Raw genomic sequence first — 22,678 nt, 5'->3', positions numbered from 1 at the left:
GGAACAGCCCGATTTGACATACCCCTGCCTAAAGGCGAGGGGATTCTTGATTCGCAGGGATTCCAATGAATTTACCCTCGGCAAGCATCTTGACCGTATGCCCTACGGCTGCAAGTCCTCTAATTAGAACTACTTGAGCGGCTGCAACATCTCTGTCCGTTGTATAGCCACAGTTCGAGCATGAATGAGTACGCTCATCAAGCTGTTTTTTTCCTGTTTCTGCTAGACAATTGGGGCAAATTTGACTCGTTTTATGAGCACTTACCTTCTGAAAGTACACGCCATATTTCAAACAAGTTTGCTCTAGGATTGTGAAGAATTGACCCCAGCTTGCGTCTAAGCAGTGTTTCCCTAGCATCGCCCTAGACAGCCCAATCAGATTCAGATCCTCAACGAAAATCATTCCCACGTTTTGGCAGATTTGATGAGATAATTTACGATGCCAATCTTTCCGACTGTTAGCAACGTATTCATGCAGTTTGGCGACTTTCTTTTGAGCTTTACGCCAATTGTTAGAACCTAGTTTTTTACGACAGACACGTTGTTGCAGCAATTTAAGCTTGCGTTCTGCGTCTTTAAAAAATCTTTGGCGCTTGACTAAAAGACCGTTAGAAGTTGCTAGAAAATTAGTTAGTCCCACATCAATTCCGATACCTTCACCGTGGGGCATTAGAGTGGGTACTGAAACGTCCCATTGTAGGGCTAACATCACGTACCAACCGCTAACCCTACGGACTATCCTTGCTTGCTTAATCGTTGCACCATCAGGGATAGGACGTGATTGATGAAACTTAACCAAACCAATTTTAGGGAGCTTCACCGCTTGATTTTGGACAGGGTTAACCCCCAATTGCGGGAATACAAACGATCGCATTGTTCCTGCTTTCTTAAAGCGGGGGAAACCGTGTTTTTGTTCCCACATACTCACAAACGCTTTTTCAAGCCTTTTGAGTGTTTGCTGTAGGACGTGTACTTGGACGGCTGCCAAAGTGGGTATGTTTGCCCTAGCCGTAGTTAAACTTTTGCACTGGCTTGCATAAGTTGGTCGTTTTGTTTCGGCCCGAATGATGAACTCAGATCGGATAGAGCAAGCGTTAATTCGACAACTACGAGACTCAAACCAATGTTTACGCTCTGCCAATGCGTAGTTGTATACGCGACGGCATTGTTCTAGCCAATCTTCAAAGATTGCTATTTGTCCTGCCGTTGGTTTGAGTTTGAATTCGTAGACTAAATGAAACATTTGCTCTATCCTCCTACCTGATTATATCACAACCATGAGCGAACGTAGGAACGCTTTTTCAAGAAGTCTAATTAAAGCCGTCCTAAAAGGACTGGGCACAGCACCCAAATTTTCGGTCAGGGTTGGGGGGTGAGGAGGTTGGAATTGGCGGGTTTTAGTGTTTTTTGACTTTCAACAGGCTTAATTTTTGTTAATGAACCGCAGAGGACGCAGAGGACACAGACTAAAGGTGGCAAGAACCGCACAGCAATCCCCAATACCTCTTACGCCCCAGATTCCATAAAACCCATCAACCAATTAGCCATCGTCGCCCTGCGAGTCTGTCTGGGCCCGAATTCCCCAATTTTATAGCCTTTAAAGCCCAATTTTTCCTTCAGCAACTGCTTGTTTTCTGGAGGGGTCGATCGAGTCAATTTCACCGTCGCCGGCCTAGAATCGATAAAATCGGGCGGTTCCGGGTACTCTTGCCGCCACTCGGCTGCAACACCTGCACTGTTCCACTTGCCAGTCTCGGCATCCCAGCGGTAGCCCAGATACTGCCAAACTAATCGGTTGACAGCAGCATCGTCGATTTCTTCGTTGAGAATAGCCCAAATAGTTTCGTTATTCAGCGGTGGTAATTCAGACATGAGCGCGATCGAATCGGAAATAAAAAAAGTTTAACTCACATTAGATAACATTATCAGGAACGGGCTCTCCGGCCCGTTCCACAAAAAATCCTAGGAATTTGTTTGTGGGGAGTAGGGGTTGGGCACGCGAACCCCGCCCAAAATGCCACCCCCAAAAAATTAATTATTCAAAATTCCGTCTTTCTCGGCCATAGACAGCATTAAGTCTATCACGCGACTAGAATAACCCCACTCGTTGTCATACCAGGAAACAACTTTGAAAAACTTAGAATTCAGTTCAATTCCCGCACCTGCATCGAAAATGCTCGATCGCGCGTCGCCCTGAAAATCTGTCGAAACCACTGCATCCTCAGTATATCCAAGAATGCCTTTGAGTTCGCCCTCCGAAGCTTTTTTCATTGCCTCGCAAATTTCTTTATAGCTAGTTTCCTTCGCCGTTTTGAAAGTAAGGTCAACTACAGACACGTCGGGAGTTGGCACGCGCAAAGCCATTCCCGTCAATTTTCCTTTCAATTCTGGCAACACCAAAGTAACAGCTTTCGCTGCACCGGTCGAAGATGGAATAATATTTTGAGCCGCACCGCGTCCTCCCCGCCAATCTTTTTGGCTGGGGCCGTCTACAGTTGGTTGAGTAGCTGTCATTGCGTGAACTGTCGTCATTAAACCTTCTTCCAATCCGAAGTTATCGTTAATAACTTTGGCAATTGGTGCTAAACAATTTGTCGTACAGCTAGCATTAGAAACAACCGTATCTTTTGCCGGGTCAAATTTGTGGTGATTGACGCCTACTAGAAAAGTTGGAACTTTTTCCGGGTCTTTTGTCGGTGCTGAAAGTATTACTCGTTTGGCTCCTGCCGTCAAGTGTTTTGAGGCCCCTTCAAAATCTGTAAACAATCCGGTAGATTCTACAACATAATCTGCGCCGGATTTACCCCAGGGCAATTCGGCAGGATTTCTAATCGCTGTACAGGGGATAAATAGTCCGTCAACGACAATCCCGTCTGGTTTGCTTTCAACTTCGCCGTCGTAAATGCCGTGGGTGGAGTCGTATTTGAAAAGATAAGCCAGGTTGTCTGGCGAAACTAAGTCGTTAATGCCGACAAATTCGATGTTGGGGTTTTTGATGCCGGCACGCATGACTAGCCGTCCGATGCGACCAAATCCGTTGATGCCAACTTTTAATGCAGCCATGTTTAAACTCCTATTGAAAATATCGTTAATCGATCGGGCGTTAGCGAAGCCCGCCCCTACGGGGGCTACGCCAACGAAGAGGATCGCCTGTTGTGGCTTAGAATTTACCACGCTAACGGATTTTTGCAACTGATTCTTTTCTATCTCTTAAGAATTCTGAATTCTGCCCCGGCTGGGAAGGGCAATTAATCCTGAAAAGACCGCTGACTAATGGCTAATGGCTGATTTTTGTCAACTTGTAGAAGTGCTATAATAGACAGAAATTTTTTTCAAAATTGCCTTTTTAAAATCAGGCTAAAGTAATAATAAAAAACTTATCCCAAAGCCGAAACGGATTGGCATTCTCACCAATGGCGATTGTGGGAACCAAAGCCTAGGATGAAAGTCGCAGATACGCGCAAGGACACAGCACTGCCGTGTCCATACACATATGGCGTACAATCTATAGCAATCCTTGCAGGAGTCGTAAATTTTTTACCCCACCCCAACCCTCCCCGAACTCGCGGGGAGGGAGTAAGAAATTCACAAATGATTTAGGATTGCTATATGTGTAGCTCAAATTTTCCGAATTGGTATAATCACCAATCACTAATGACTAATGACTAATGACTAATGACTACCCGACGCACCTAGTAATTAGCAATTCCACCGCATCTGAAATAAAACACGACCCACCAAATTTATTGAGCACGGGTCTAATGTTTTCTGCAACTGCTGAAACTTGAGCTGGTGAACAAAAAGCAAGCACATAAATGTTATCCAGTGCCGTCATTGATGAATCACGGGAAACGTGATCCCTAGTGCTTTTTCCAGCGACATCACGAATCACCGAATAACCGGGTACACCAGCTTTGTCTAAACCATCTAAAATCTTGCCGAGTTCTACTGAGTGGGCTATGATTTCTACTCTTTTGACTGACTCCATTATCTCACCTCCAAAACATATTGATTCCGTATAGATACAGGGGAATGCCTACAATGATATTAAATGGAAATGTCACTGCTAAGGCAGTTGAAATGTAAAGACTTGGATTCGCTTCGGGAACAGTTAGGCGCATGGCTGCTGGTACTGCTATATAAGAAGCACTCGCGCACAATACGGCAAACAGCAAAGTGTCTCCCTGCGGCATTCCGATTAATTTGGCTATTACCAAAGCAATTACTGCGTTGACTATGGGAATTAGGATTGCAAAGCCGATCAGAAAAATTCCTGCTTCTTGCAAATCTTTAATTCTGCTAGCAGCAACCAGCCCCATGTCTAGCAAGAAAAAAGTCAGAACTCCGTAAAACAAGTCTTGAGTAAACGGACTCATAACTTCCCAACCATGTTCTCCTGTCAGTACCCCCATAATTAGGCTGCCAATCAGCAGAAAAACTGAACTGTTTAGGAATGCTTCTTGCAACACTTCTGGCCAAACTATTTCGCGTTTTCCTTCTTCCCCACCAAATACACTGACTAGAATCAGACCGACTATAATGGCTGGGGATTCCATTAATGCTAGCGCAGCTACCATGTAACCGTCAAAGTCGATCCCCTGTGCTGTGAGGAAGGATGTTGCGGTGATAAATGTGACGGCGCTGATGGAACCGTAGGTGGCTGCGATCGCCGCGGCATTGTAAGAGTCGAGTTTGATCCTCAGTATGAAAAAAGTATAAACGGGTACTAGCATTGACATCAGCATCGCTGCTAAAATTGTCAGGGCGACTTGCTGGTCAATTCCGCTTTTGGACAGTTCGACGCCGCCTTTAAATCCGATCGCAAACAGCAGGTACAGCGAAAACAGTTTGGGGATGGGCGCTGGAATTTCTAAATCAGATTTAAGAAAAATTGCCAGCATTCCCATGAAAAAAGCTAATATGGGTGGATTTAAGATATTTGACGCTACTAAACTCAAATCCACGATCGTTCACTCCCATTTCTTGCGTTTTTAATATTACTTCCCCAGTAATTGTGGCACGAGAATGGATAAATAGACCGATCGAACTTTTGACTCAGAAGCTCGATCTGGTTAAATACCCCCAAATACGGCAAAGGCGCACAGTACGCACCTTACAACGAAGGTGTGCACTATGCACCCGCAGGCTAAGTTATTGTTGTTTAACTAAGCAACTGCCAAATAAGACTCTAGGGCTTCGGAACCACCGATCAACTTGCCGTCGATAAATACTTGCGGCACAGTTGTAGCCCCAGTCATAGCCCGGAGCGATTTGGTTGTGATCTCCCGGCCCAAGACAATTTCTTCATAATCCAAGCCCTTTTGACTCAGCATTCCCTTAGCCTTAGCGCAGAAGGGACAGCCCATTTTTGTAAACAGCGAAACTAGCTTCGGCTTGGTTGCTGCGGAGTTGATGTAGTTGAGCATCGTCTCGGCATCGGACACTTTGAAAGGGTCGCCCGGTTCCTCTGGCTCAATAAACATTTTTTCAACCACGCCATCTTTTACCAGCATCGAATAACGCCAAGACCGCTTCCCAAAGCCTAAATCTGTTTTGTCTACCAGCATTCCCATGCCTTGAGTAAACTCGCCGTTACCGTCGGGAATTAATGTCACATTGTCTGATTCTTGGTCTTTTGCCCACTCGTTCATCACAAAGGTGTCATTGACGGAAATGCAAACGATTTCATCTACGCCATTTTCTTTGAAAACTTTCGCCAATTCGTTGTAACCGGGGAGGTGCGTTGACGAACAAGTGGGCGTAAAAGCTCCTGGCAGCGAGAACACTACTACGGTTTTACCTGCAAATATATCATCGGTGGTGACATCCACCCACTCGTTGTCTTTGCGAGTGCGAAAGGTGACTTTGGGTACTCTTTGACCTTCTTGGTTCGTCAGCATGATTTTAAATTTTTGGGTACTTGGGTTCAATTCCTTTGCTTACTTTAGCGTACTCATAACGAGTATGAGTTGTCAAGGGGAGGCGAGTTTTTTTCTCGGACTTGGGCGCGCGCGCGAGCTCAGTTCATTGTCTTTGCGACAGATAGCAGATTTAAAACTTGCTGTTTAACCCTCTTTTGTCACTCTGGAAAATTAAAAATGAGAACCAAATTTTCAACTGTAGATAGATCAAGGATTTGAGCATTTATTTTCTAACAGAATGGCCCAAATCAAGGTTTTTGGTAAAAGCCTTATGATATAACCATCCCAGATTATTTTCTGCCGAAACTGACAAAAGAGGGTTAAGTAGGTCGGCAATTCTGTCTCCATTCCTTTGCTGCTGCTAACGGGTGAGGATTTTTTACACATTCTGTCAACATATCGATATCAATTCCTGGCAGCAATTCGCTTTGTGTGATTAATTCATAACCGCAGTTGGACACGAATTCAACCGGAATTTCTTCTCGCAAATGGTAGATAGAAAATCGGTCATTTCGCCAGAACCAAACCTCTCGCACATTCAACCTTCTATACAGTTCTAGTTTATTGATGCTGCCACTGGTAACAATCACTTCAATTACCAAATCGGGAAATTCTTTATCTGTGCCAATACAGTAAGCTTCATCCGGTTCCGTACCGCCACGTTTTTCCTCTTGTCGCAGAGTTGTAGACCCAAAAGGGAAATATTCGATGTCAGCTTCTACAAAATAAATAAGCAGCAGATCTCCAATGCGAGTTTTTCTACTTTCATGGCGGCGAGAAGGCGACATAATTTCCAAAACTCCATCTAAATAAGTAACTCGATATCCTGCCGCATCGCCAATCCGATTCAGCAGTGTCTCGTATTGTTCCCAGTTGGCGCTATCGGTAAGGTAGCGATCTTCAGGATCTTGGCGTTGGAGTGCTTGTTCTTTAAGTAATGTATCTAGCTCGATCGTCAGCATCGGTATTACCTCCTTACAAGTTGTTCTAATCTTAGCTCAACTTTATTCCCAATCAAACTGCCTCCCCAAATATTCCTCTAATTCCTGATTGTAAGGTCGGAAATAATCGCTCAATCTGTCGCGAACCGATTCATTTACCCTCTGATAAGAACCAGGATTAGCATTTTGGTACTCAGACAATTGATATTCCGGCAAATCTAAAAATTCTAAAACCTGCTGGACTATAGCCGCCGCACCTGCATAAAAATCTTCGCTTTTCAAAATTAACAACTGTTCTTGGGGAAAGAAAGTCCGCCAGTTTTTAATAAATTCTATGTACCTACCGCGAGCTAAATAATTCCCCGGTTCCTCGCCGATGATGTATTCTGGATTTTGACTCAACCGTTCAATTTCATCGCTAATTACTCGATCGAGCGATCGCGCTTCCCAATTTAAGTCAGTCAAGCGGTAGAATTGAGAAATCGCCCGATCGACCGGATTTCGCAAAAGTACAATCAGTTTAGCCTCTGGAAACGCGGTGTAGAGACGTTCCGGTGCTTCCCGATAGTCAAAATAGCTTGGACTTGCTTCGCCAGTTACAAATTCCTCTCCCGAAGGCATTGGCGGAAAATGAGCCAAATACCAATCAATCCCTCTGTCAAAGTGCCACGAAAAAAAATCCATCTCCTTTTTAATCGGAGTCAAAATTTGCGGGTGTTGAGCTAAATAAGTATACAGAGAAGTCGTGCCGCACCGCTGAGAACCAATAATTATAAAGTTAGGAACTTGGACTGGTTTTAAGTTCCAATTTTGTGGAACAGGCATCTTGCCTGTATCTGATTGTGGAACAGGCATCTTGCCTGTATCTGATTGTGGGACAGGCATCTTGCCTGTATCTGATTGTGGAACAGGCATCTTGCCTGTATCTGCTTGTGGAACAGGCAAGATGCCTGTATCTGATTGTGGAACAGGCATCTTGCCTGTATCTGCTTGTGGAACAGGCATCTTGCCTGTATCTGCTTGTGGAACAGGCATCTTGCCTGTTCTCTTACTGATAAGAGATGCCAAACTTTGTTTAAAACTGACAGTTCGATAAAAATCAATCGCCTCGGCAATTTTACCTTGCCTCGTCAAAACTTCCCCCAAATTCAGATAAGGCCAAAAAGCCTCCGGTTTAGCTGCAACAACTTCGCGACACAATTTCTCAACTTCATCCAGCTTGTTTTGCCTAACAAAAACTTCCCACAAATTGTAATAAAACCACCAAGGAATATCGGGATTTATTTCTATTGCTTGGAAAAATGCCACCGCAGCTTCCTCCCAATATTTTTGCTGGCTCAGAACAGCACCTAAATTGTAATAAGACCAGCAATCATCTGGTTTTTGGGCGACAGTTCCGCGAGATGAGGCTAATGCGCTATTGCACTTTTCTTGCTGCTGCAACAACTCCTCTAATTTCGCTGATACATTACCACAAGTCGGCATTGATGTCAAGAGAGCTTGGTAAATAATAATTGCGCTTTTTGGGCGATCGTACTTGGCTAAATTCTCTCCTAACTGCAAATAAAACTCCCAATTTTCCGGTGGAATTTGCAATTGATATTGTTCTAAAACCAACTTTAAATCCGACTCAGTTTGTCCGAGAGCATATCCCAACTTCTCGTAAATCCCAGGTAAATCTCCGTCAATTTCAACAGCTTTTAAATACGCGACGATAGCTTCATCCCACTGTTTTAGTTTAGTTAAAGCGTCGCCTAAATTGCAAAAAGACCAAGCAAAATCCGAGTTGAGTGCAATCTCGCAGCGGTAAGCAGCAGCAGCTTCTTCCCATCGCCGAATTTTCAGCAAAGCATCGCCCAAATTGTGATAAGACCAGGAAAAATCTGGATTTAACTCAACAGCTTTTTTGTAAGCAGCGACAGCTTCCTCCCATTTTTCAAGTTTCAGCAAAACATCGCCCAAACTGTGATAAGACCAAGAAAAATTAGGATTTAATTCAATAGCTTTTTTATACGCAGCAACAGCCTCATCAAACCTACCGCTTTCTTGCAGGGAACTCCCCAAATTGTGGAACTCATTATCCATGAAAAACTCCTGCAAGATTTATTAACTTCTCCAGCGAGTTCAAATCCACCCGTATATCTTTATGTCCCGGATATTTCTGAGTTTGGTCATCTACCAAATCGCAAAGTAAATAGTAATGTTCCAAACCGCACAAATTGCTAATCATCCAATAACAATGCGGCACGTAAAGAGGAGAAAAAATTTCAATTACCTTAGTTCCCGGACTGCAAAAAACTAGATTTGTCAACCCCCCTCCGTGGGGTGCGACAACTACTTTAGCAGCAGCCAAACACGATGCTTGTTCTGCTACCGACATCGTTTCCAACTTAACACTGCGAAACCCAAATTTTTCTAAGTATTTAATTACCTCTTCATCATTGACGATTCGCCGATAGGATGCTTGTTGGCGGGTGATATAAATTCGCTCTGAATAGTCTGTGTTTAGTGGCTGTTTTTCATTTAAAAATCTCTGTTTAAGATATTCACACTTCCATTTAGAAACCGCTCCCGCTCCGTCATAAAATATTGACGGAACTATTAATTTATCGGCTGTAATGTGTAAATTGCAGCGACTTTCTAAAAGTTTATCTTGAGGAATTCCTAAAGTCTCTAAAGTTTCGGCTTGATAGGGGGAATCAGAAGCATTGACAACAAACTTATCTATAGTTTCTATCAATCCGCTCCGCTGCAAAAGGTCAAATCGCGTCATCACATCAAACATCCAATGAAAATAAGCGGCTCCACCCCAGCGAGCAGATAAAAAAGCCACATTTCCATCGACGTGTTCAGCGGGAGGCAATTTGTCGGAAGTGATTACCAATTCAGCACAACCCATTGAAATATCAGTAACAAGTTTATTGTCTGAAGTAATGACGGCGGTAGTCACAACATCTGCCCAAGCTCGTCCGTTTGGCAATACGGCAACAAAAGCTTTTCTGGAATGACTTTGATGTTCCCAAAATCTGCGGCTGCTGTCGATTGTTTTGGAATCAGATAAATTGATTTGACTCGCAGGATGGATGTCAATGCAGGTGAGGTGCGGATTGGATTCTGCTGCAACGGTCAAATCTTCTGTAAACCCACAGTATTTTTTGAGAATACTTAAGGGTAAGATTTGATTGCTGCATTTTGCCCGATCGCTCTCATCGGCTTCTCCTTGTTGTTCCAGAGCATAACCTATGTTATCGTAAACTTCAAACAAATCCGGTTTAATTTGCAGAGCTTGAACTAAATTAGTGATTGCAGGTTCCCACTGCTGTTTTGCAATTAAACTCAAACCCAATCCTTCGTAACACCAGCAGGATTTTGGATCGAGATTAATACCTTTTTCGTAAATTGCGATCGCCCTTTCCAATTCCCCTTGATTCCGCAGTGCATCGCCCAACTTTTTGTACAGCCAACTATGATCGGATTCTAGCTCAATAGCACGACCAAAAGCCGCTGCTGCCTCTGGCCAATTTTCTTGTGATTCCAGAACTTCTCCCAAAGCATTGTACAGCCAACAATCATCGGAATTTAATTCAATAGCTTTGCGGTAAGCCGCGGCCGCTTCTTCCCAATTTTCCAGTGCAACCAAAGCCCTACCTAATCTCTCGTAAGACCAACAGAAATCGGGATTGAGTTCAACTAGCTTGCGGTAAGCAACAGCAGCTTCCTCCCACTCAGAAAGCTCCATCAGCACATCGCCTAAATTGTTGTAAGTCCAACAAAAATCGGGATTTAACTCAATAGCTTTGCGGTAAGCAGCAGCGGCTTCGTCGTGTTGCTCAATCGCCTGTAAGGTTTCCCCCAAAAAGTGGTAAGCCCAACTAAAATTAGGGTTTAGTGCGATCGCCCGTTGGTAAGCTGCCCCAGCTTCGTCAAATAGTTCTTTTTTTTGCAGAGCTTTACCCAACTTGTGGTAAGTTAAGTAGTTGCCAGACTTAACTTTAATAGCTGTTTGATAGCGGGCGATCGCCTCATCCAAATAACCGGAATTCGCAGCAATATCCCCCAACTTTTCCCAACCCAGAGACAACAGAGTTTGCTCCTCGCCCAAACTTTGATTGCCGATTTTTTTAACAATCAGTTGATAACCTTTGTGTACAACTTCTAACTGACTTCCAAACATCTCCAAAAAAACATCTATCCCAATTTTAGTATCTTGCTCCGGGCTGTCGGGAAACGTAAACTCGTAATCGTCAAAAATCATCAATCCCCCAACTTTCACCAACCTCCAAGATAAAATCGCATCTTGCAAAGCACTGGTGGGTTTGTGGCAGCCGTCAATGTAAGCAACGTCGTAATATTCCGAAGTCAAATTCACTAACAAATCTTGAGAGTAACCTTCTAATTCAATTACCCGATCGGCTGCTCCCGTTTTAACAATATTGCCTTTAAAATGTTGTTGGAAATACAAATCAATACAAGTAATCTTTGCCGTCGGATGAGTTAAAATATTATCCAGCAGCCAGCAAGCCGACATTCCCTGAAAACTGCCGATTTCCACAACTTGAAAATCCGCACTTCCGGTAAATTCCTGCAAATGCCGTTGCCAAATAGGAATATTGTGAGTAAACCAATCTTGGGTAAATTGATAATCTTTCGCCGCACACTCAGGCCAACCCCTCAATTCTGCCGCTTTTTGGTGGCAAATGATTGCTTCTTCCAATTCCCCTAATTGGGGTAAAATATTTCCTAAATCATTGTAAGACTGAGAATTGCTCGGAGCGATTTCTATTTGGCGACGGTAAGTGGCAATTTGTGCGTACAACTCCTGTTGTTTCGCCCGAACCTCCTGGAGTTTTGCAACAACTTCCGCAGCATTGGGTTCAATTTTCAGTGCCATGCTATAAAATACGATCGCACCTTCCAACAGCTTTTGTTTCGCTAAAATATTGCCTAAATTTATATAAAACTCTGCTCCATCTAACTCAATTCCCAGCAAGCTGTGGTAAATTTTCCCGCTTGCAAGTACCTCGATACCTTGACAATAAGTTTCAATTGTGTTGTCTAAACCCGATGCGCTGCGCTTCCGCAAAACATATCCCAACTTCTGATTGATTCCCGCCAAATTCTGCTCGATATGAACCGCGTGCAGGTAAGCGCTAACAGCTTCATCCCAGAATTTTTCGCAGGTGCAGGCAATTCCCAAATTGACATAAAACCAAGGAATAGTGGGATTTATTGCAATAGCTTTGCGGTAGCAACTAATAGCTTCGGGCCACAGTTGTTTTTGAGCCAAAGCTTCCCCTAAACAATTGTATGTCCAGTAGGAATTATCATTAATTTCAAGAGCCTGACGGTAACATTTAATAGCTTCATCCAACTCGCGCTTCTGCACCAAAACATTACCTAAACCCACGTAAGCACGAGCATAATTTGGATTGAGCTCGAGGCTTTTGTTGTAACAGGCGATCGCCCGATCTAATTCTCCTCGCTCCGCCCAAGTTTTCCCCAAACTGTGGTAAGATTCAAACGAAATTGGATTGATGGCAATGGCTTGTCGATAATTGGCGATCGCCTCATCCCACCGCTTCTGGCCAACCAGCATTTCCCCCAAATTGTGATAAGCTGTTGCCAGTTGCGGGTTTAACTTAATTGCCCGCAAATAACACTCCATAGCGCGATCGAACTTTCCCAATTCAACCAAACTATTTCCCAGAGTGACGTGCTCCTCAGCCGTTGCCCAATTCGGCTCGATATTAAAAGCTTGATACCAACAGTCTGCCGCCTCTTCTCGCTTCTCCAACTGCGTCCAAATTCTCGCCAACTGCCGATAAGCAGCAGCAAAATTCGGCGCTAGCGAAATCGCTTTTTCACAATTGGCTATCGCCCTTTCCCACTGTTTTTCTTGAGAATACAAAATGCCGAGATTAGCATACACTTCCGGCAAATTAGGATTGCGATCGATCGCCCTTTCATACCAATGCTTAGCTTGCTCGATTTCACCTCGAACCTGCATCACCTTTCCCAGCGTCTGGCAAGCTGTCGCCAAATTCGGTTCAATTTTCAACGCTGACTCGCAAGCAGCAACTGCCTCATTCAACTTTCCTTCGGCTAAATAAACTTCTGCTTGCCGACTCAAATCAACCGCTGCCTTTTCCATCTTCTCAATCGAGGGCATAATTAAACTTGCTCCAGACACCAACTAACTCAAACCCACCACCTCAACCATCCTTTTCAGCGAACTCAAGTTCACTAAAATATCCTCAGTCAGGGAATTCTGATACATCAACTGTCTAATAGGATAGCATTCAAAAGCCTCGCCCGCTAAAAAGTAATGTTCCAAGTGCAAATATTGACTAATTCCCCAGTAATAATGGCTGATATAGTGAGGCGACACCAACTCAATCACTTTAGTTCCCTGGCTACAAAAAATCGTATTTGTCAAGCCGCTGCCGTGGGCTGCAACTATTACCTCAGCGTGGTAAAAATGAGCAATTTGCTCTGCCAAAGACAAGGACTCAGGTAAAATAGAAACAAAGCCAAATTTCTCCAACACCTCAACCACATCTTCCTCGTTCAAAACTCGTCGATATCTTGCTTTGCTGCGGCTGATATAAATGCGTTTGGGATAGATCGAACTAGGTATAATTCCCTTGAGAAACTCCCGCCTCAAAAAATCCATCGCCCACCCAGAAGGCCAGCCCAAATATCCCGCAAAAGACGGCACAATTAACTCTGTTGCTTGAATGTGAGGCACGCGATCGCTCTCCAAGACTTTTTCTTCAGGAATGCCCAAAATTCTCAGACTTTCCCGCTGAAATTGGTGCTGACAACTATTCACTAAAAACCAATCAATTTCCGCCAAATCCCTACCGCTGAGCCGCAGCAATTCTATCCGTGGCAAAACATCAACCATCCAGTGAAAATAGACATTTCCCGACAAACCAGAAAGTACCGCCACGCTGCCGTCAATTTGCTTTAAAGCTGGAAAGGATTCTAACTGAAAAACGCTGTGTTTCCTCACATCATGCTTTTCGCATCCAGGTAAAAACCCCGGATAATCTCTCGACACATCAGCCAATAAATAATTGTCAGGAGTAATTACAGCGATCGCCTTGCAAATCAGCCAATAATTTTCCTGCGGCACAATCCAAACTCGCCCGTTGGGAATTGCAGCCACAAAAGTCTTGGGCGACTCCACAGGTAGCGGTTGCGAGTTGGACAAACGGCAAACTCCCCAACCCAAATGCACCGGATCGAACCACTTAGAAAGTCGCTGCAAACACAGCCCGCAAGTTAACCCGGCACAATCGGAATTTGCCAATTTGGAATTGGATCTCGCAAATTGGGAATTCGGAATATTTTCTGCACTTGCTTCTGGTGCAGGTTTCCAAAATATTTCCACATAATTGTCAGCCTCCAACTTAGCATTAACCAGCCAATCCCAGCTCGATAAATAAATAGCGTGAGGAGGTTTTATAGAAGTGCTATCAGGCCAGATAAAGCTCTGTTTTTTCCACTTTTTCTGCTCCCCATACCCGTGCAATTGCAACTCTAAAACTTTTTGATAATAATCGATCGCCCGTTCCCAGCGCCCCTGTTTTTCCAGCAGTTTTGCCAACTCAAAATAAACCTGCGGTAAAGCAGGTTGAATCGTCAAAGCCATGCGGTAAACTGCAATTGCTGCACTGAACCGCTTTTGCTGGGCTAAGGAATTTCCCACCCGCCAGTAAATCTCTGCATTTTGTGGCTGAATTTGCAAAGCTTTTTGATAATAAGCCGCGGCAGATTCGTGTCCGCCGTACTCTGTTAAAGCATTTCCCAAATGCAGGTATATTTCTGCTAAATAATCGCAAATTTCAGCAACAGGTAATTCGCAAACTGCACTTGACAAATATCTAGCCACACCATCTTTTTTATTTACTTTTAAATCTGTTAAATCCGTGACATCCGTGACATCCGTGACATCCGTTACATCCGCTACAAAATCCGTTGCCGAACTTCCCATCAATGCTGTGAGAAATCGATCGCACGCAGCGATCGCCCTTGACAATTCATCATCTTCTACCGCCGCAGCTCTGCGCCTGTCTCCTAAGCGGCAGTAAGCCTCAACAAAATCAGGCTTCAGAGCTATTGCCCGCTCAAAATAAGGCATGGCTTCAGCAATTTTGCCCAAAACCATCAAAGAAAACCCGGCGTCTGTATAGCCCGAAATATAGTCGGAATTAATCTCGATCGCGCGATCGAAACAAGCAACCGCCGCCGAATGTTCCCCCTGTAATTGCCACGCTTTCCCCAGATTGTAGTGAGCCAAAACCATGTCCGGATCCAACTCAATAGCTGTGAGGTAAGATGCGATCGCCCGATCGGGACTTTTGTCCAGCAAGGCTTGACCCAAATTATTGTGCAGCGTAGCCCAATCCGGCTTAATCTCCATCGCCCGCTCGTAAAGCTCGATCGCCTCAGCAGCCCGATCGTCCTTGAGCAAAATCACACCCAGATTGCTGTAAGCTTCCACGTAATCCGGCGCCACGGCAATCACCTGTCGGTAGGTATCCATTGCCGCTTCGAGCTGACTATTTTCATCTAAAACCACAGCCAGATTGTATAAAGCATCGAGATAATCCGGTTTTTGGGCGATCGCATTTCGGTAACAGTCGATCGCCCCCAACAAATTACCCTGCTTGTGAAAAATATTTCCCAAGTTATAATGAACTTCTGCCCAATCTGGTTTCAAATCCAGAGCTTGTCGGTAGTGAAAAACCGCCTCATCCAGCCACGCATAGTCGCTGTAAAGTTGACCCAAATAAGCATGAGCCAGAAAAAACTGGGGCGAAATCTCCAAAGCTTGCACAAAAGCGTCTCTTGCCGCCGTCGGATCGCCTTGAGCGTCGAGAATTTCGCCTAAAGTCGTGTAAGCCGTGGGCGAAAACGGTTGAAGTTCGATCGCCATGAAGCAAAACTCGATCGCCTCAGTTAACTTACCCCTGTTCAAATAAACTTGGGCTTGCCTGATATATTCTTGAGTGTTCATTGCTCGCGGTGCAGTTGCGGTTTCTTTACCGCTTCAGTAAAACCTAGAAATTCTAATTTAAAAACTTTGTATTTATATTTTGCCCGATCGGGCGATCGATTAATTTTATCAATAACTGTCGATCGATTTTTTTTACTGCCCCTGCTGTATAGCAATCCTAAATCATTTGTGAATTTCTTACTCCCTCCCCTTGATAAGGGGAGGGTTGGGGTGGGGTAAAAATTTTACGAGTCATTTAGGATTGCTGTAGTTCCTGCCTTGAATATTTCAACCTCACCCCGCTTGTGGCAGAGTGAGGTTGAAATCCTTTAAAACTATCGGCTTTGTGAGAACAGCCCCGAATCTTATCCGGTGCCGTCCCACAACTGCCAGTTGTTTTAGAACACCTCGAAGTTGTTCGAGGTAATCGTCAGGCCAGGCTGCAACTGAGCAATAGTTAGCACTCCGTTGCTGCCGTTGAAGTACAACGCACCGTTTGATGGGTCGTAGACCAACTTGTTCGTCGTGGTTGCTCCTGGGGTGTTTCTGTCGAAACCAGAAACGACGACAAACTCGCTTGCCTCGAACGTGCTGCCCAAAGCAGAGAACACACCGCCGCCGGTCGTCTTCAAGCGGATCTTATCTTCGCCTGGCGTAAAGTCAGTGATCGTGTCTACGCCGAAATCGGCACCACCAGCACTCGCGAAGTAGAACGTATCGCTGCCAGCACCGCCGGTCAGGACATCATCTCCTCTGTCGCCAGAGATAAAGTCATTGCCACCGCCACCATTGACAGTATCGTTTTCTTTACCGCCGAACAGGCTGTCGTTGCCGTCGCCGCCGCCGACAACATCCCTGCCTTGGCCGCCAAAGACTGTATCGCTGCCACCTCCACCGAGTACGGTGTCGTTGCCTCTGTCGCCAGAAATCAAGTCATTGCCATCGCCGCCGTCTACGAGGTCATCCCCTTTACCGCCAAAGATGAAGTCATCGCCCGTGCCGCCAGCGACCACATCGCTGCCGCTGCCTGAAAGGATGGTATCGTTGCCGTCGCCGCCGCCGATACTGTCATTCCCGCCACCGGAAATAACCAGGTCGTTGCCAGTGCTAGCAGCGATGACATCAGCGCCCGCAAAAGTCTGGATGATATCGTTGCCGGCGAGGCCATTGTTCAACCTGTTGTCGCCTACGGTGCCGATAACGGTAAAGCCACCGCCACCGACACCTCCAGATAGTGAACTTGCTGGTGTTGTTGGATTAGTTACCTGTGTCATTTACACTCCTCCTAAAAGATGAATCATTTTTCTACAATACACTTTTCCCTCCAAAGGGATTCAATAAATGAAACCGGACATCGGTTGAGACCCTAATTGACCCGGCTGCTATAAGCTGTCATGTAATTTAAATTGTCAGCAGCGAGCCTCGGAGCGCGAGTTGAATCCTGTATTCGTTGAGCAGCAAATCTCGGTTGTTTCCTGCTTTTGACTCTCGACTCCACCACTGCCTCCTCTAACACGAAAATATTCCACTTAAACGTTTGCGAGTTTACCATAATGACCGTCGGTGTGGCTAGTCATTATTAAAACAATAGCCGGAACATACACAGAGACCATTTTTAATGGGAGTATGCTCTCAAGATTGAGAACTTGCACCGGGCCCGCGGGCACTGTCATCGCCGGAGAGTTCGATCGCCCGCAATGGGGCTGGAACTGAGCTGCGATTTCTTTTAAGTACACTGTTGTTGACCTGACTTTTGATTTTCCCCAATAGTTCCCCAGAAATCAAAATTTTTTAGCTGGCTTTTAAAGCAAGCCCGCGCACGCTGGAGGCCGTATTTAATCAAAAGTGCTTCCCAACACAGTCCCTGACGGACTTTTGAGCCTCATCACCTTGATGTTTCCCGCCAAATCCCTCACGCTCAATGTAGGATTTTGGCTAAAAACCCAGTTTTTCAACCCCTATCCGTCATTTCAACCATGAGCCGCATCCATCCGCACAATCAGACAATGCAGCGCTTGTTTTGTGAAGTTGGGATGAACGGTGGGCCGATAGATTTGTGACGGTACTGTCACTAGATTTTAGATTTTAGATTTTAGATTGAGTCCAGAGATGAATCTGGGAACTGGAACTAGGATATAAAATTTTGGGCTGCTGGCGAATCCTGCCCCAGTTATGGGTTGGCGCAATTGTAGTTATGAATAATTTATCTGTTTATAATGCTGAAGCCGTCAATTTTTTGATGGTATCTATCGGAGCCAAGGTAAAATTCTTACCTCCATACTCGCCGGATTTATCTCCCATCGAGTTGTAGTGGGCAAAAATCCCAGCGATTTTCCTTTCTGAAGGAGATCCACCTTCAAATGTTCTTGATGAAGCGATTACTAAAGCTATTAATGCTTTTACTGATGAAAATGCTTGGCCATCCTTTCATCACTCTGGTCTCTTTTGAGAACCCATTAAACAGTTAATTTCTGTGGTACATTCGATGGGGAGCATCTCATCTTTGTAAAAACACTTCTTCTGGCTCCTTCTTTCTTCCTATTTCCTCCTGCCTCCTGCCTCCTGTCTCCTGCCTCCTGCCTCCCAACTCCAATTTCTAGCTGGGCTGCAAAAGTTAAGATGCTCCCCATTCGATCGCTAATACCTGTGAGTGAAAATATTAAGTTTTTAGCAAAGTTTTTTTTACTAATTGTTGTTAACTTCTAGCCGATCATTAGCCGAGCATTAACGATCAGCAAATTCCCCGAAATTTGGTTCGGCATTCATTCACAGAAAATCTCTACTATTTATTCCGAGCGGTGTGCTTCTAGTTGCGCTGGTGAGGCGTTGGAATTGCTCTGGCTGTCGTACCTGTAGATGTGAGAGTCACTCTCGAAAATATAATTGATGGAAGTAGCTGCATAGTATGTCAGCGCTAGCAGCGACAATAGATTAAGAACTCTATAAATTGGTTTCTCAGATACTTGGTTCATTGTGACTCCTACTTTTTATGCAAATAACGAAGTTGGATACAGTGACGGCACTTTTTTTTAGAAGTTCCCAAACATCTCGCACCTCTAAAAATTTCCCTGGCTCGCGTTATACACTCCTGATGCCCGATCGCCCAAAATAAGTCGTACTTGAGATTTGAAACAGTTTTTGTTGCCTATTTCATATTGCAGTCTCTGCCTTTAATTGTCTATCTAACTGCGGTAAGAGTTAAGCATTTTGGGCGAATACGAACTCTACAATTTCCTGTTTAGAGCTGCTACGATTGGAAGAAAGGGATCTGGAAAAGGTTAAAGGGCAAAGAACCTAGCTTTTTTTCCACGCCGTGGCAGGATTTTCCCACCTTCGATTAATGGTACGCCGTGGCCGGAAGTAATAAAAATTCTTAAGTTGGTCAGCGGCAGGCAAAAATATGTCTGAAGTTATATTTTTGCAAGCAACAGGCCATGTTACATTACATATTAATTTTGAGCTTGGTTGAGATGGCAGATAATTTTTGAGTAAAAAAATGTTGCTGTCGCTGTCGGCCAATGTGAGTCTGATAATTTTGACTGAACAATTTTAACAGAGCCACACCCTTAAATCACGGTGTGACAGAAGAAAATTAGGCATCAGTCGATTGGAGACTTCGGCGTGAGACGTTGGCGAGGGCTGAGTCAATCTCGCTTAGTTGAACGATTGGAGATTTGAGATTTATTCCACAGATGAATCTGAGAGCTTGAACAAGACCCTAAAATTTTGCGCTACTGCCGACTTCTGTCGGAAACTTGTATCCGTTTTTGGGCTGGGTCAATCGATTTTAGATTTGAGATTTTAGATTAAAGAATTGAAGCATTGACTTGCGCGAGATAAATACGTTCGGCAAGTTTCATCGGATACAGGTTTTTTATTTCACCGGTCCTGAGTCTGCTTTCGGAATGAATCACGTGGCGGGTATCCTGGATGCTTTCGGTCACAAAGCAGAAGGCAGAATTGGATAGCGGTAAAAAAATACTGTTTTAGGATTCAGAATTTTTATAGGGTTCTACCTTCTAGCTGCATTTTTTTTACAATGAAACAAGCTCATTTACTCGCTGCCAGGAGCGATGCACGCCGAATAATTTAGGACGAGATCAGCGACTGTGTTGCAGCCAGTTACTTCCACAATTTATTAGAATTCTTGCTCGCATTGAGCTGTTTTTACAACAGAATTTTTGCTGGTAATTTGCACAAGGGATAGGGGCAGAACAACAGGCCAAACGAGAGGGCCGATGATTAAGGCTATCCAAGATATCACGTCTTTTTTAGATGTCGCAGTATCATTCAAAAAACTTTTGAACCAAACAAGAAAAACGATTAAGGAAATCGAAAAGTAGCTAATCATTATCATTTTTTTACCTGCCTATCTATAGATGGGATAGAAGTATTTATAAATATTGTATCTCAGGGCGTGGTTCGCCGATCGCAACTTTGATCCCCTGATCTGCAAGCTGCAAGTGTCTAAAACCCAAAGTTTCACAGCTATCCAAGTCCATAGCCTGCGATGTTGAGCAGACGTACTCCCGCTGCGAGGCGGTCTTGGGAACTCAAAGCCTTGCGTTCAGGGCTTTTCGAGGTTTTTTTAAACCTTGAGGCTACCACCCCAATTATAGCTTATGCGATCGAGGTCTTGGGTTTTATGTGATTGAAATCACGTATACTGGCAGACTTAGGTCACAAACGGAGCCAAGAACGATCACACAGCTTACCCGACTGCAATCACCCTACTCTTTTGTCAAATGATCGATATTATAATAGTCGAGTTCAACGAGATTTCATGCAAGCTCTGACTTTAAAATCCGATCGGGCGATCGCTGAACTGTTCTATCAAGTCACTCATTCAGGCAATCTGACTCGCACTCAAAGCCACGGATTGCGCGAACTCTGCCAAAGCGCTCTCAGCGAAGACGCCAGAGATGCAGTCAACCGCCTGCTGCACGCCATCCGCCGCGGATGGGTCAGGATTTCCGATTAGTCTCCTCACACCAGAAGTTGAGATGAGTATTTCTACTTTCTCTCCTGTCAAGCTTTGCCAACAATAAGATTGAAGTGAGTAGGTCGCTCTATTAACCCTCTCCAAAAAAAATTGTACTGCGATCGAAAAGCTCGACCCGGTTTCTTGAAGAAGCCGGGATTTTTGATTTGAAGCAGCCAGTCGATTTTAGATTTTAGATTTTAGATTTTAGATTTTAGATTGACTTCACAGATGAATGTGGGAGCATGAACTAGAGCTTAAAACTTTGGATCGATGGCCACTCCTGTCGGAAACTTGTATCTGTCTTTGGGCGGGTTATTAAGTATATCCACGGAACAAAGACCACACCAAGAAACTAGGTAAATGTAGGTAAAAGCGGGTTTATAAAGACTGTAAAAGTTTTACGTAGAATTAAGCCAAGCGATTTAGCTAGCAATCAGTAGTAATGTATTAATAGATAAATCTTAATTTATTTGTTACCGTTTCTTAACCAAAAGTAGAGATTTCGCAGTTGCCAAAAGCGAGAAATCGGGACGGGGTTGGTGTTTCAAGTTGCGGGGCTATCGAGGAAATATCCGATCCCCAAGTCCGGCTGACACAAATCACTCATCAAGAGCCAATTGATCACATTTACTCCCGTAGTTGAATCACATAAATTTTGGAAAAATTAGTTAATACTGTCAAAAGTGAGTTCAAAAAAAAACACATGATGACAAGCCAAACGCTGTTACCTCAATTTACTATTGCAGAGCTAGTCTTTCAGGTATATCACTCCGGTCTGCTGACTCCCACTCACCGACAACAGCTCAAGGCAGCCCTGTTAAATGACAGTCTTACCGAAGAAGATCAAACAGCCATCAACCGCTTGCTCCACGCCGTTCGCCGGGGCTGGCTGAAAGTTGTAGATTAAACTCGGTTCTAAATTTTTTGCCACTACTCTTTAAATGCACTGTCACTTGAAGGCAGAATTAAATCCCCTTAAAAAAATCAGGCATTAGCCTAAATGTAGGGTGCGCCACAGGCACCCTGCGGTTTTAACTTCTATTTTCTCAGCTTATTTAGTCACAGATTGTGCCGTCAGGCATCATGGCCTCTCTCAGATTCGCTTCATTCAAATTTGTCCCGCGCAAAGAAGCTTGATGCAAGTTTGCTCCCCGGAGATTTGCTCCCTTAAGGGAAACTCCGCTCAAATCTGCTTGATGGAGATTTGCACAGCTCAAGTTAGCTCCGCTCAAATCGGCTCCCTTCAAATCAGCTTTTTCCAGATTTGCTTCCGTCAAATTTGCCCAACTCAGATTTGCTTGAGTTAGGTTAGCACGGCTGAGGTCAGCTTGTGTTAAGTTCGCATCGGTTAAATTTGCTTTGCTGAGGTTGATTCCGCAAAGCTTTACTTCTGTCAAGTTTGCACCTTGCAAGTTAGCGTTAACTGCATAAACTTGAATCAAAATTGCCCCCTGAAGGTTTGCATCTCTCATGTCTGCACCCCTGAGACTCGCCCCCGTTAAATCGGCCCCGCTGAAGACGACACTCCGCAAGATGGCTCCGCTCAAGTTCGCTCCCACCGCCTCGCATTCGCCAAAATTAGCGGACATGAGGTTGGCTTGGGAGAGGTTGGCTTGACTGATATCTGCTTGATACAGATTAGCTCTGTACAGGGTGAGACCGATCGAATTTGCACCTTTTAAATTAGCGTGACTCAGGTCAATATCGCGCAAATTTGTCCTTGACATATTGGCACCGCTCAGGTCTACTTTGTGAAAAACCCGTTCTCCGGCTGCATACCGTCTGAGAAGTTCCTCTGCATCCATGTCATTTTCCCCAAAATATTTAA

Annotated in this window: 16 protein-coding genes; 3 read left to right on the top strand and 13 right to left on the bottom strand. The window is 44.5% G+C overall.

The genetic code is table 11. The features are described from left to right. Positions 1 to 28: 28 nt before the first annotated feature. The 11 genes from QUB11_RS14145 to QUB11_RS14095 form a co-directional block, all read right to left on the bottom strand. A complete protein-coding gene (locus tag QUB11_RS14145) occupies positions 29 to 1,243 on the bottom strand; it encodes a transposase (protein WP_333199921.1) in 1,215 nt (404 codons plus the stop codon). A gap of 263 nt (positions 1,244 to 1,506) precedes the next feature. Next, positions 1,507 to 1,872, bottom strand: a complete 366-nt coding sequence (locus QUB11_RS14140; protein ID WP_333034746.1) for a DUF1823 family protein — start codon at positions 1,870 to 1,872, stop codon at positions 1,507 to 1,509. A gap of 159 nt (positions 1,873 to 2,031) precedes the next feature. Next, positions 2,032 to 3,063 carry a type I glyceraldehyde-3-phosphate dehydrogenase gene (gene gap / locus QUB11_RS14135; protein ID WP_333199922.1) on the bottom strand — a complete coding sequence of 344 codons (1,032 nt, stop codon included), beginning with the start codon at positions 3,061 to 3,063 and terminating at the stop codon, positions 2,032 to 2,034. A gap of 616 nt (positions 3,064 to 3,679) precedes the next feature. Further along, on the bottom strand, positions 3,680 to 3,988 hold the full coding sequence (locus tag QUB11_RS14130; RefSeq protein ID WP_015174010.1) for a P-II family nitrogen regulator: 309 nt from the start codon (positions 3,986 to 3,988) through the stop codon (positions 3,680 to 3,682). A gap of 4 nt (positions 3,989 to 3,992) precedes the next feature. Beyond that, positions 3,993 to 4,964, bottom strand: coding sequence for a sodium-dependent bicarbonate transport family permease (locus QUB11_RS14125; RefSeq protein ID WP_333199924.1), 972 nt, complete (start codon positions 4,962 to 4,964; stop codon positions 3,993 to 3,995). Between the two features lie 201 nt (positions 4,965 to 5,165). Then, the gene (locus QUB11_RS14120) at positions 5,166 to 5,900 is read right to left on the bottom strand and encodes a glutathione peroxidase (RefSeq protein ID WP_333199926.1); all 735 of its coding nucleotides are present in this window, start codon (positions 5,898 to 5,900) and stop codon (positions 5,166 to 5,168) included. Between the two features lie 341 nt (positions 5,901 to 6,241). After that, positions 6,242 to 6,883 carry a Uma2 family endonuclease gene (locus QUB11_RS14115; protein WP_333199928.1) on the bottom strand — a complete coding sequence of 214 codons (642 nt, stop codon included), beginning with the start codon at positions 6,881 to 6,883 and terminating at the stop codon, positions 6,242 to 6,244. Between the two features lie 42 nt (positions 6,884 to 6,925). Further along, positions 6,926 to 8,947 carry a tetratricopeptide repeat protein gene (locus QUB11_RS14110; RefSeq protein WP_333199930.1) on the bottom strand — a complete coding sequence of 674 codons (2,022 nt, stop codon included), beginning with the start codon at positions 8,945 to 8,947 and terminating at the stop codon, positions 6,926 to 6,928. Then, on the bottom strand, positions 8,940 to 13,031 hold the full coding sequence (locus tag QUB11_RS14105) for a tetratricopeptide repeat protein (protein WP_333390907.1): 4,092 nt from the start codon (positions 13,029 to 13,031) through the stop codon (positions 8,940 to 8,942). The genes QUB11_RS14110 and QUB11_RS14105 overlap by 8 nt, the downstream gene beginning before the upstream one ends. Positions 13,032 to 13,055: 24 nt before the next feature. Then, positions 13,056 to 15,887, bottom strand: coding sequence for a tetratricopeptide repeat protein (locus tag QUB11_RS14100; protein WP_333390904.1), 2,832 nt, complete (start codon positions 15,885 to 15,887; stop codon positions 13,056 to 13,058). Positions 15,888 to 16,264: 377 nt separating this feature from the next. Next, positions 16,265 to 17,140: a calcium-binding protein gene (locus QUB11_RS14095; protein WP_333390901.1), complete on the bottom strand. Its 876-nt coding sequence runs from the start codon at positions 17,138 to 17,140 to the stop codon at positions 16,265 to 16,267. A gap of 869 nt (positions 17,141 to 18,009) precedes the next feature. Here QUB11_RS14095 and QUB11_RS14090 point away from each other — a divergent pair. Continuing rightward, positions 18,010 to 18,177, top strand: a complete 168-nt coding sequence (locus tag QUB11_RS14090; protein ID WP_333199941.1) for a transposase — start codon at positions 18,010 to 18,012, stop codon at positions 18,175 to 18,177. A gap of 475 nt (positions 18,178 to 18,652) precedes the next feature. Here the strand turns inward: QUB11_RS14090 and QUB11_RS14085 are convergent, their stop codons facing one another. Further along, complete coding sequence (locus QUB11_RS14085) at positions 18,653 to 18,838, bottom strand: hypothetical protein (RefSeq protein ID WP_333199943.1); 186 nt, start codon at positions 18,836 to 18,838, stop codon at positions 18,653 to 18,655. 1,811 nt (positions 18,839 to 20,649) lie between these two features. Between QUB11_RS14085 and QUB11_RS14080 the strand changes: the two genes are divergently transcribed. Together QUB11_RS14080 and QUB11_RS14075 are read left to right on the top strand one after the other, a co-directional pair. After that, positions 20,650 to 20,847: a hypothetical protein gene (locus QUB11_RS14080; RefSeq protein ID WP_242724634.1), complete on the top strand. Its 198-nt coding sequence runs from the start codon at positions 20,650 to 20,652 to the stop codon at positions 20,845 to 20,847. A gap of 709 nt (positions 20,848 to 21,556) precedes the next feature. After that, positions 21,557 to 21,757 carry a hypothetical protein gene (locus QUB11_RS14075; RefSeq protein ID WP_333200110.1) on the top strand — a complete coding sequence of 67 codons (201 nt, stop codon included), beginning with the start codon at positions 21,557 to 21,559 and terminating at the stop codon, positions 21,755 to 21,757. Positions 21,758 to 21,905: 148 nt separating this feature from the next. On the opposite strand, the gene QUB11_RS14070 is transcribed toward QUB11_RS14075, so the two are convergent. Then, positions 21,906 to 22,655: a pentapeptide repeat-containing protein gene (locus tag QUB11_RS14070; RefSeq protein WP_333199945.1), complete on the bottom strand. Its 750-nt coding sequence runs from the start codon at positions 22,653 to 22,655 to the stop codon at positions 21,906 to 21,908. Positions 22,656 to 22,678 lie beyond the last annotated feature (23 nt).

It is taken from the genome of Microcoleus sp. B6-A1, assembly GCF_036705085.1.
Lineage (GTDB): Bacteria > Cyanobacteriota > Cyanobacteriia > Cyanobacteriales > Microcoleaceae > Microcoleus.
This window is presented reverse-complemented; position numbering and strand designations above follow the sequence as displayed.

Coding starts and splice junctions, on each gene's coding strand:
- QUB11_RS14145 (WP_333199921.1), bottom strand. CDS start 1,243: ATGTTTCATTTAGTCTACGAATTCAAACTCAAACCAACGGCAGGACAA.
- QUB11_RS14140 (WP_333034746.1), bottom strand. CDS start 1,872: ATGTCTGAATTACCACCGCTGAATAACGAAACTATTTGGGCTATTCTC.
- gap (WP_333199922.1), bottom strand. CDS start 3,063: ATGGCTGCATTAAAAGTTGGCATCAACGGATTTGGTCGCATCGGACGG.
- QUB11_RS14130 (WP_015174010.1), bottom strand. CDS start 3,988: ATGGAGTCAGTCAAAAGAGTAGAAATCATAGCCCACTCAGTAGAACTC.
- QUB11_RS14120 (WP_333199926.1), bottom strand. CDS start 5,900: ATGCTGACGAACCAAGAAGGTCAAAGAGTACCCAAAGTCACCTTTCGC.
- QUB11_RS14115 (WP_333199928.1), bottom strand. CDS start 6,883: ATGCTGACGATCGAGCTAGATACATTACTTAAAGAACAAGCACTCCAA.
- QUB11_RS14110 (WP_333199930.1), bottom strand. CDS start 8,947: ATGGATAATGAGTTCCACAATTTGGGGAGTTCCCTGCAAGAAAGCGGT.
- QUB11_RS14105 (WP_333390907.1), bottom strand. CDS start 13,031: ATGCCCTCGATTGAGAAGATGGAAAAGGCAGCGGTTGATTTGAGTCGG.
- QUB11_RS14100 (WP_333390904.1), bottom strand. CDS start 15,887: ATGAACACTCAAGAATATATCAGGCAAGCCCAAGTTTATTTGAACAGG.
- QUB11_RS14095 (WP_333390901.1), bottom strand. CDS start 17,140: ATGACACAGGTAACTAATCCAACAACACCAGCAAGTTCACTATCTGGA.
- QUB11_RS14085 (WP_333199943.1), bottom strand. CDS start 18,838: ATGAACCAAGTATCTGAGAAACCAATTTATAGAGTTCTTAATCTATTG.
- QUB11_RS14080 (WP_242724634.1), top strand. CDS start 20,650: ATGCAAGCTCTGACTTTAAAATCCGATCGGGCGATCGCTGAACTGTTC.
- QUB11_RS14075 (WP_333200110.1), top strand. CDS start 21,557: ATGACAAGCCAAACGCTGTTACCTCAATTTACTATTGCAGAGCTAGTC.
- QUB11_RS14070 (WP_333199945.1), bottom strand. CDS start 22,655: ATGGATGCAGAGGAACTTCTCAGACGGTATGCAGCCGGAGAACGGGTT.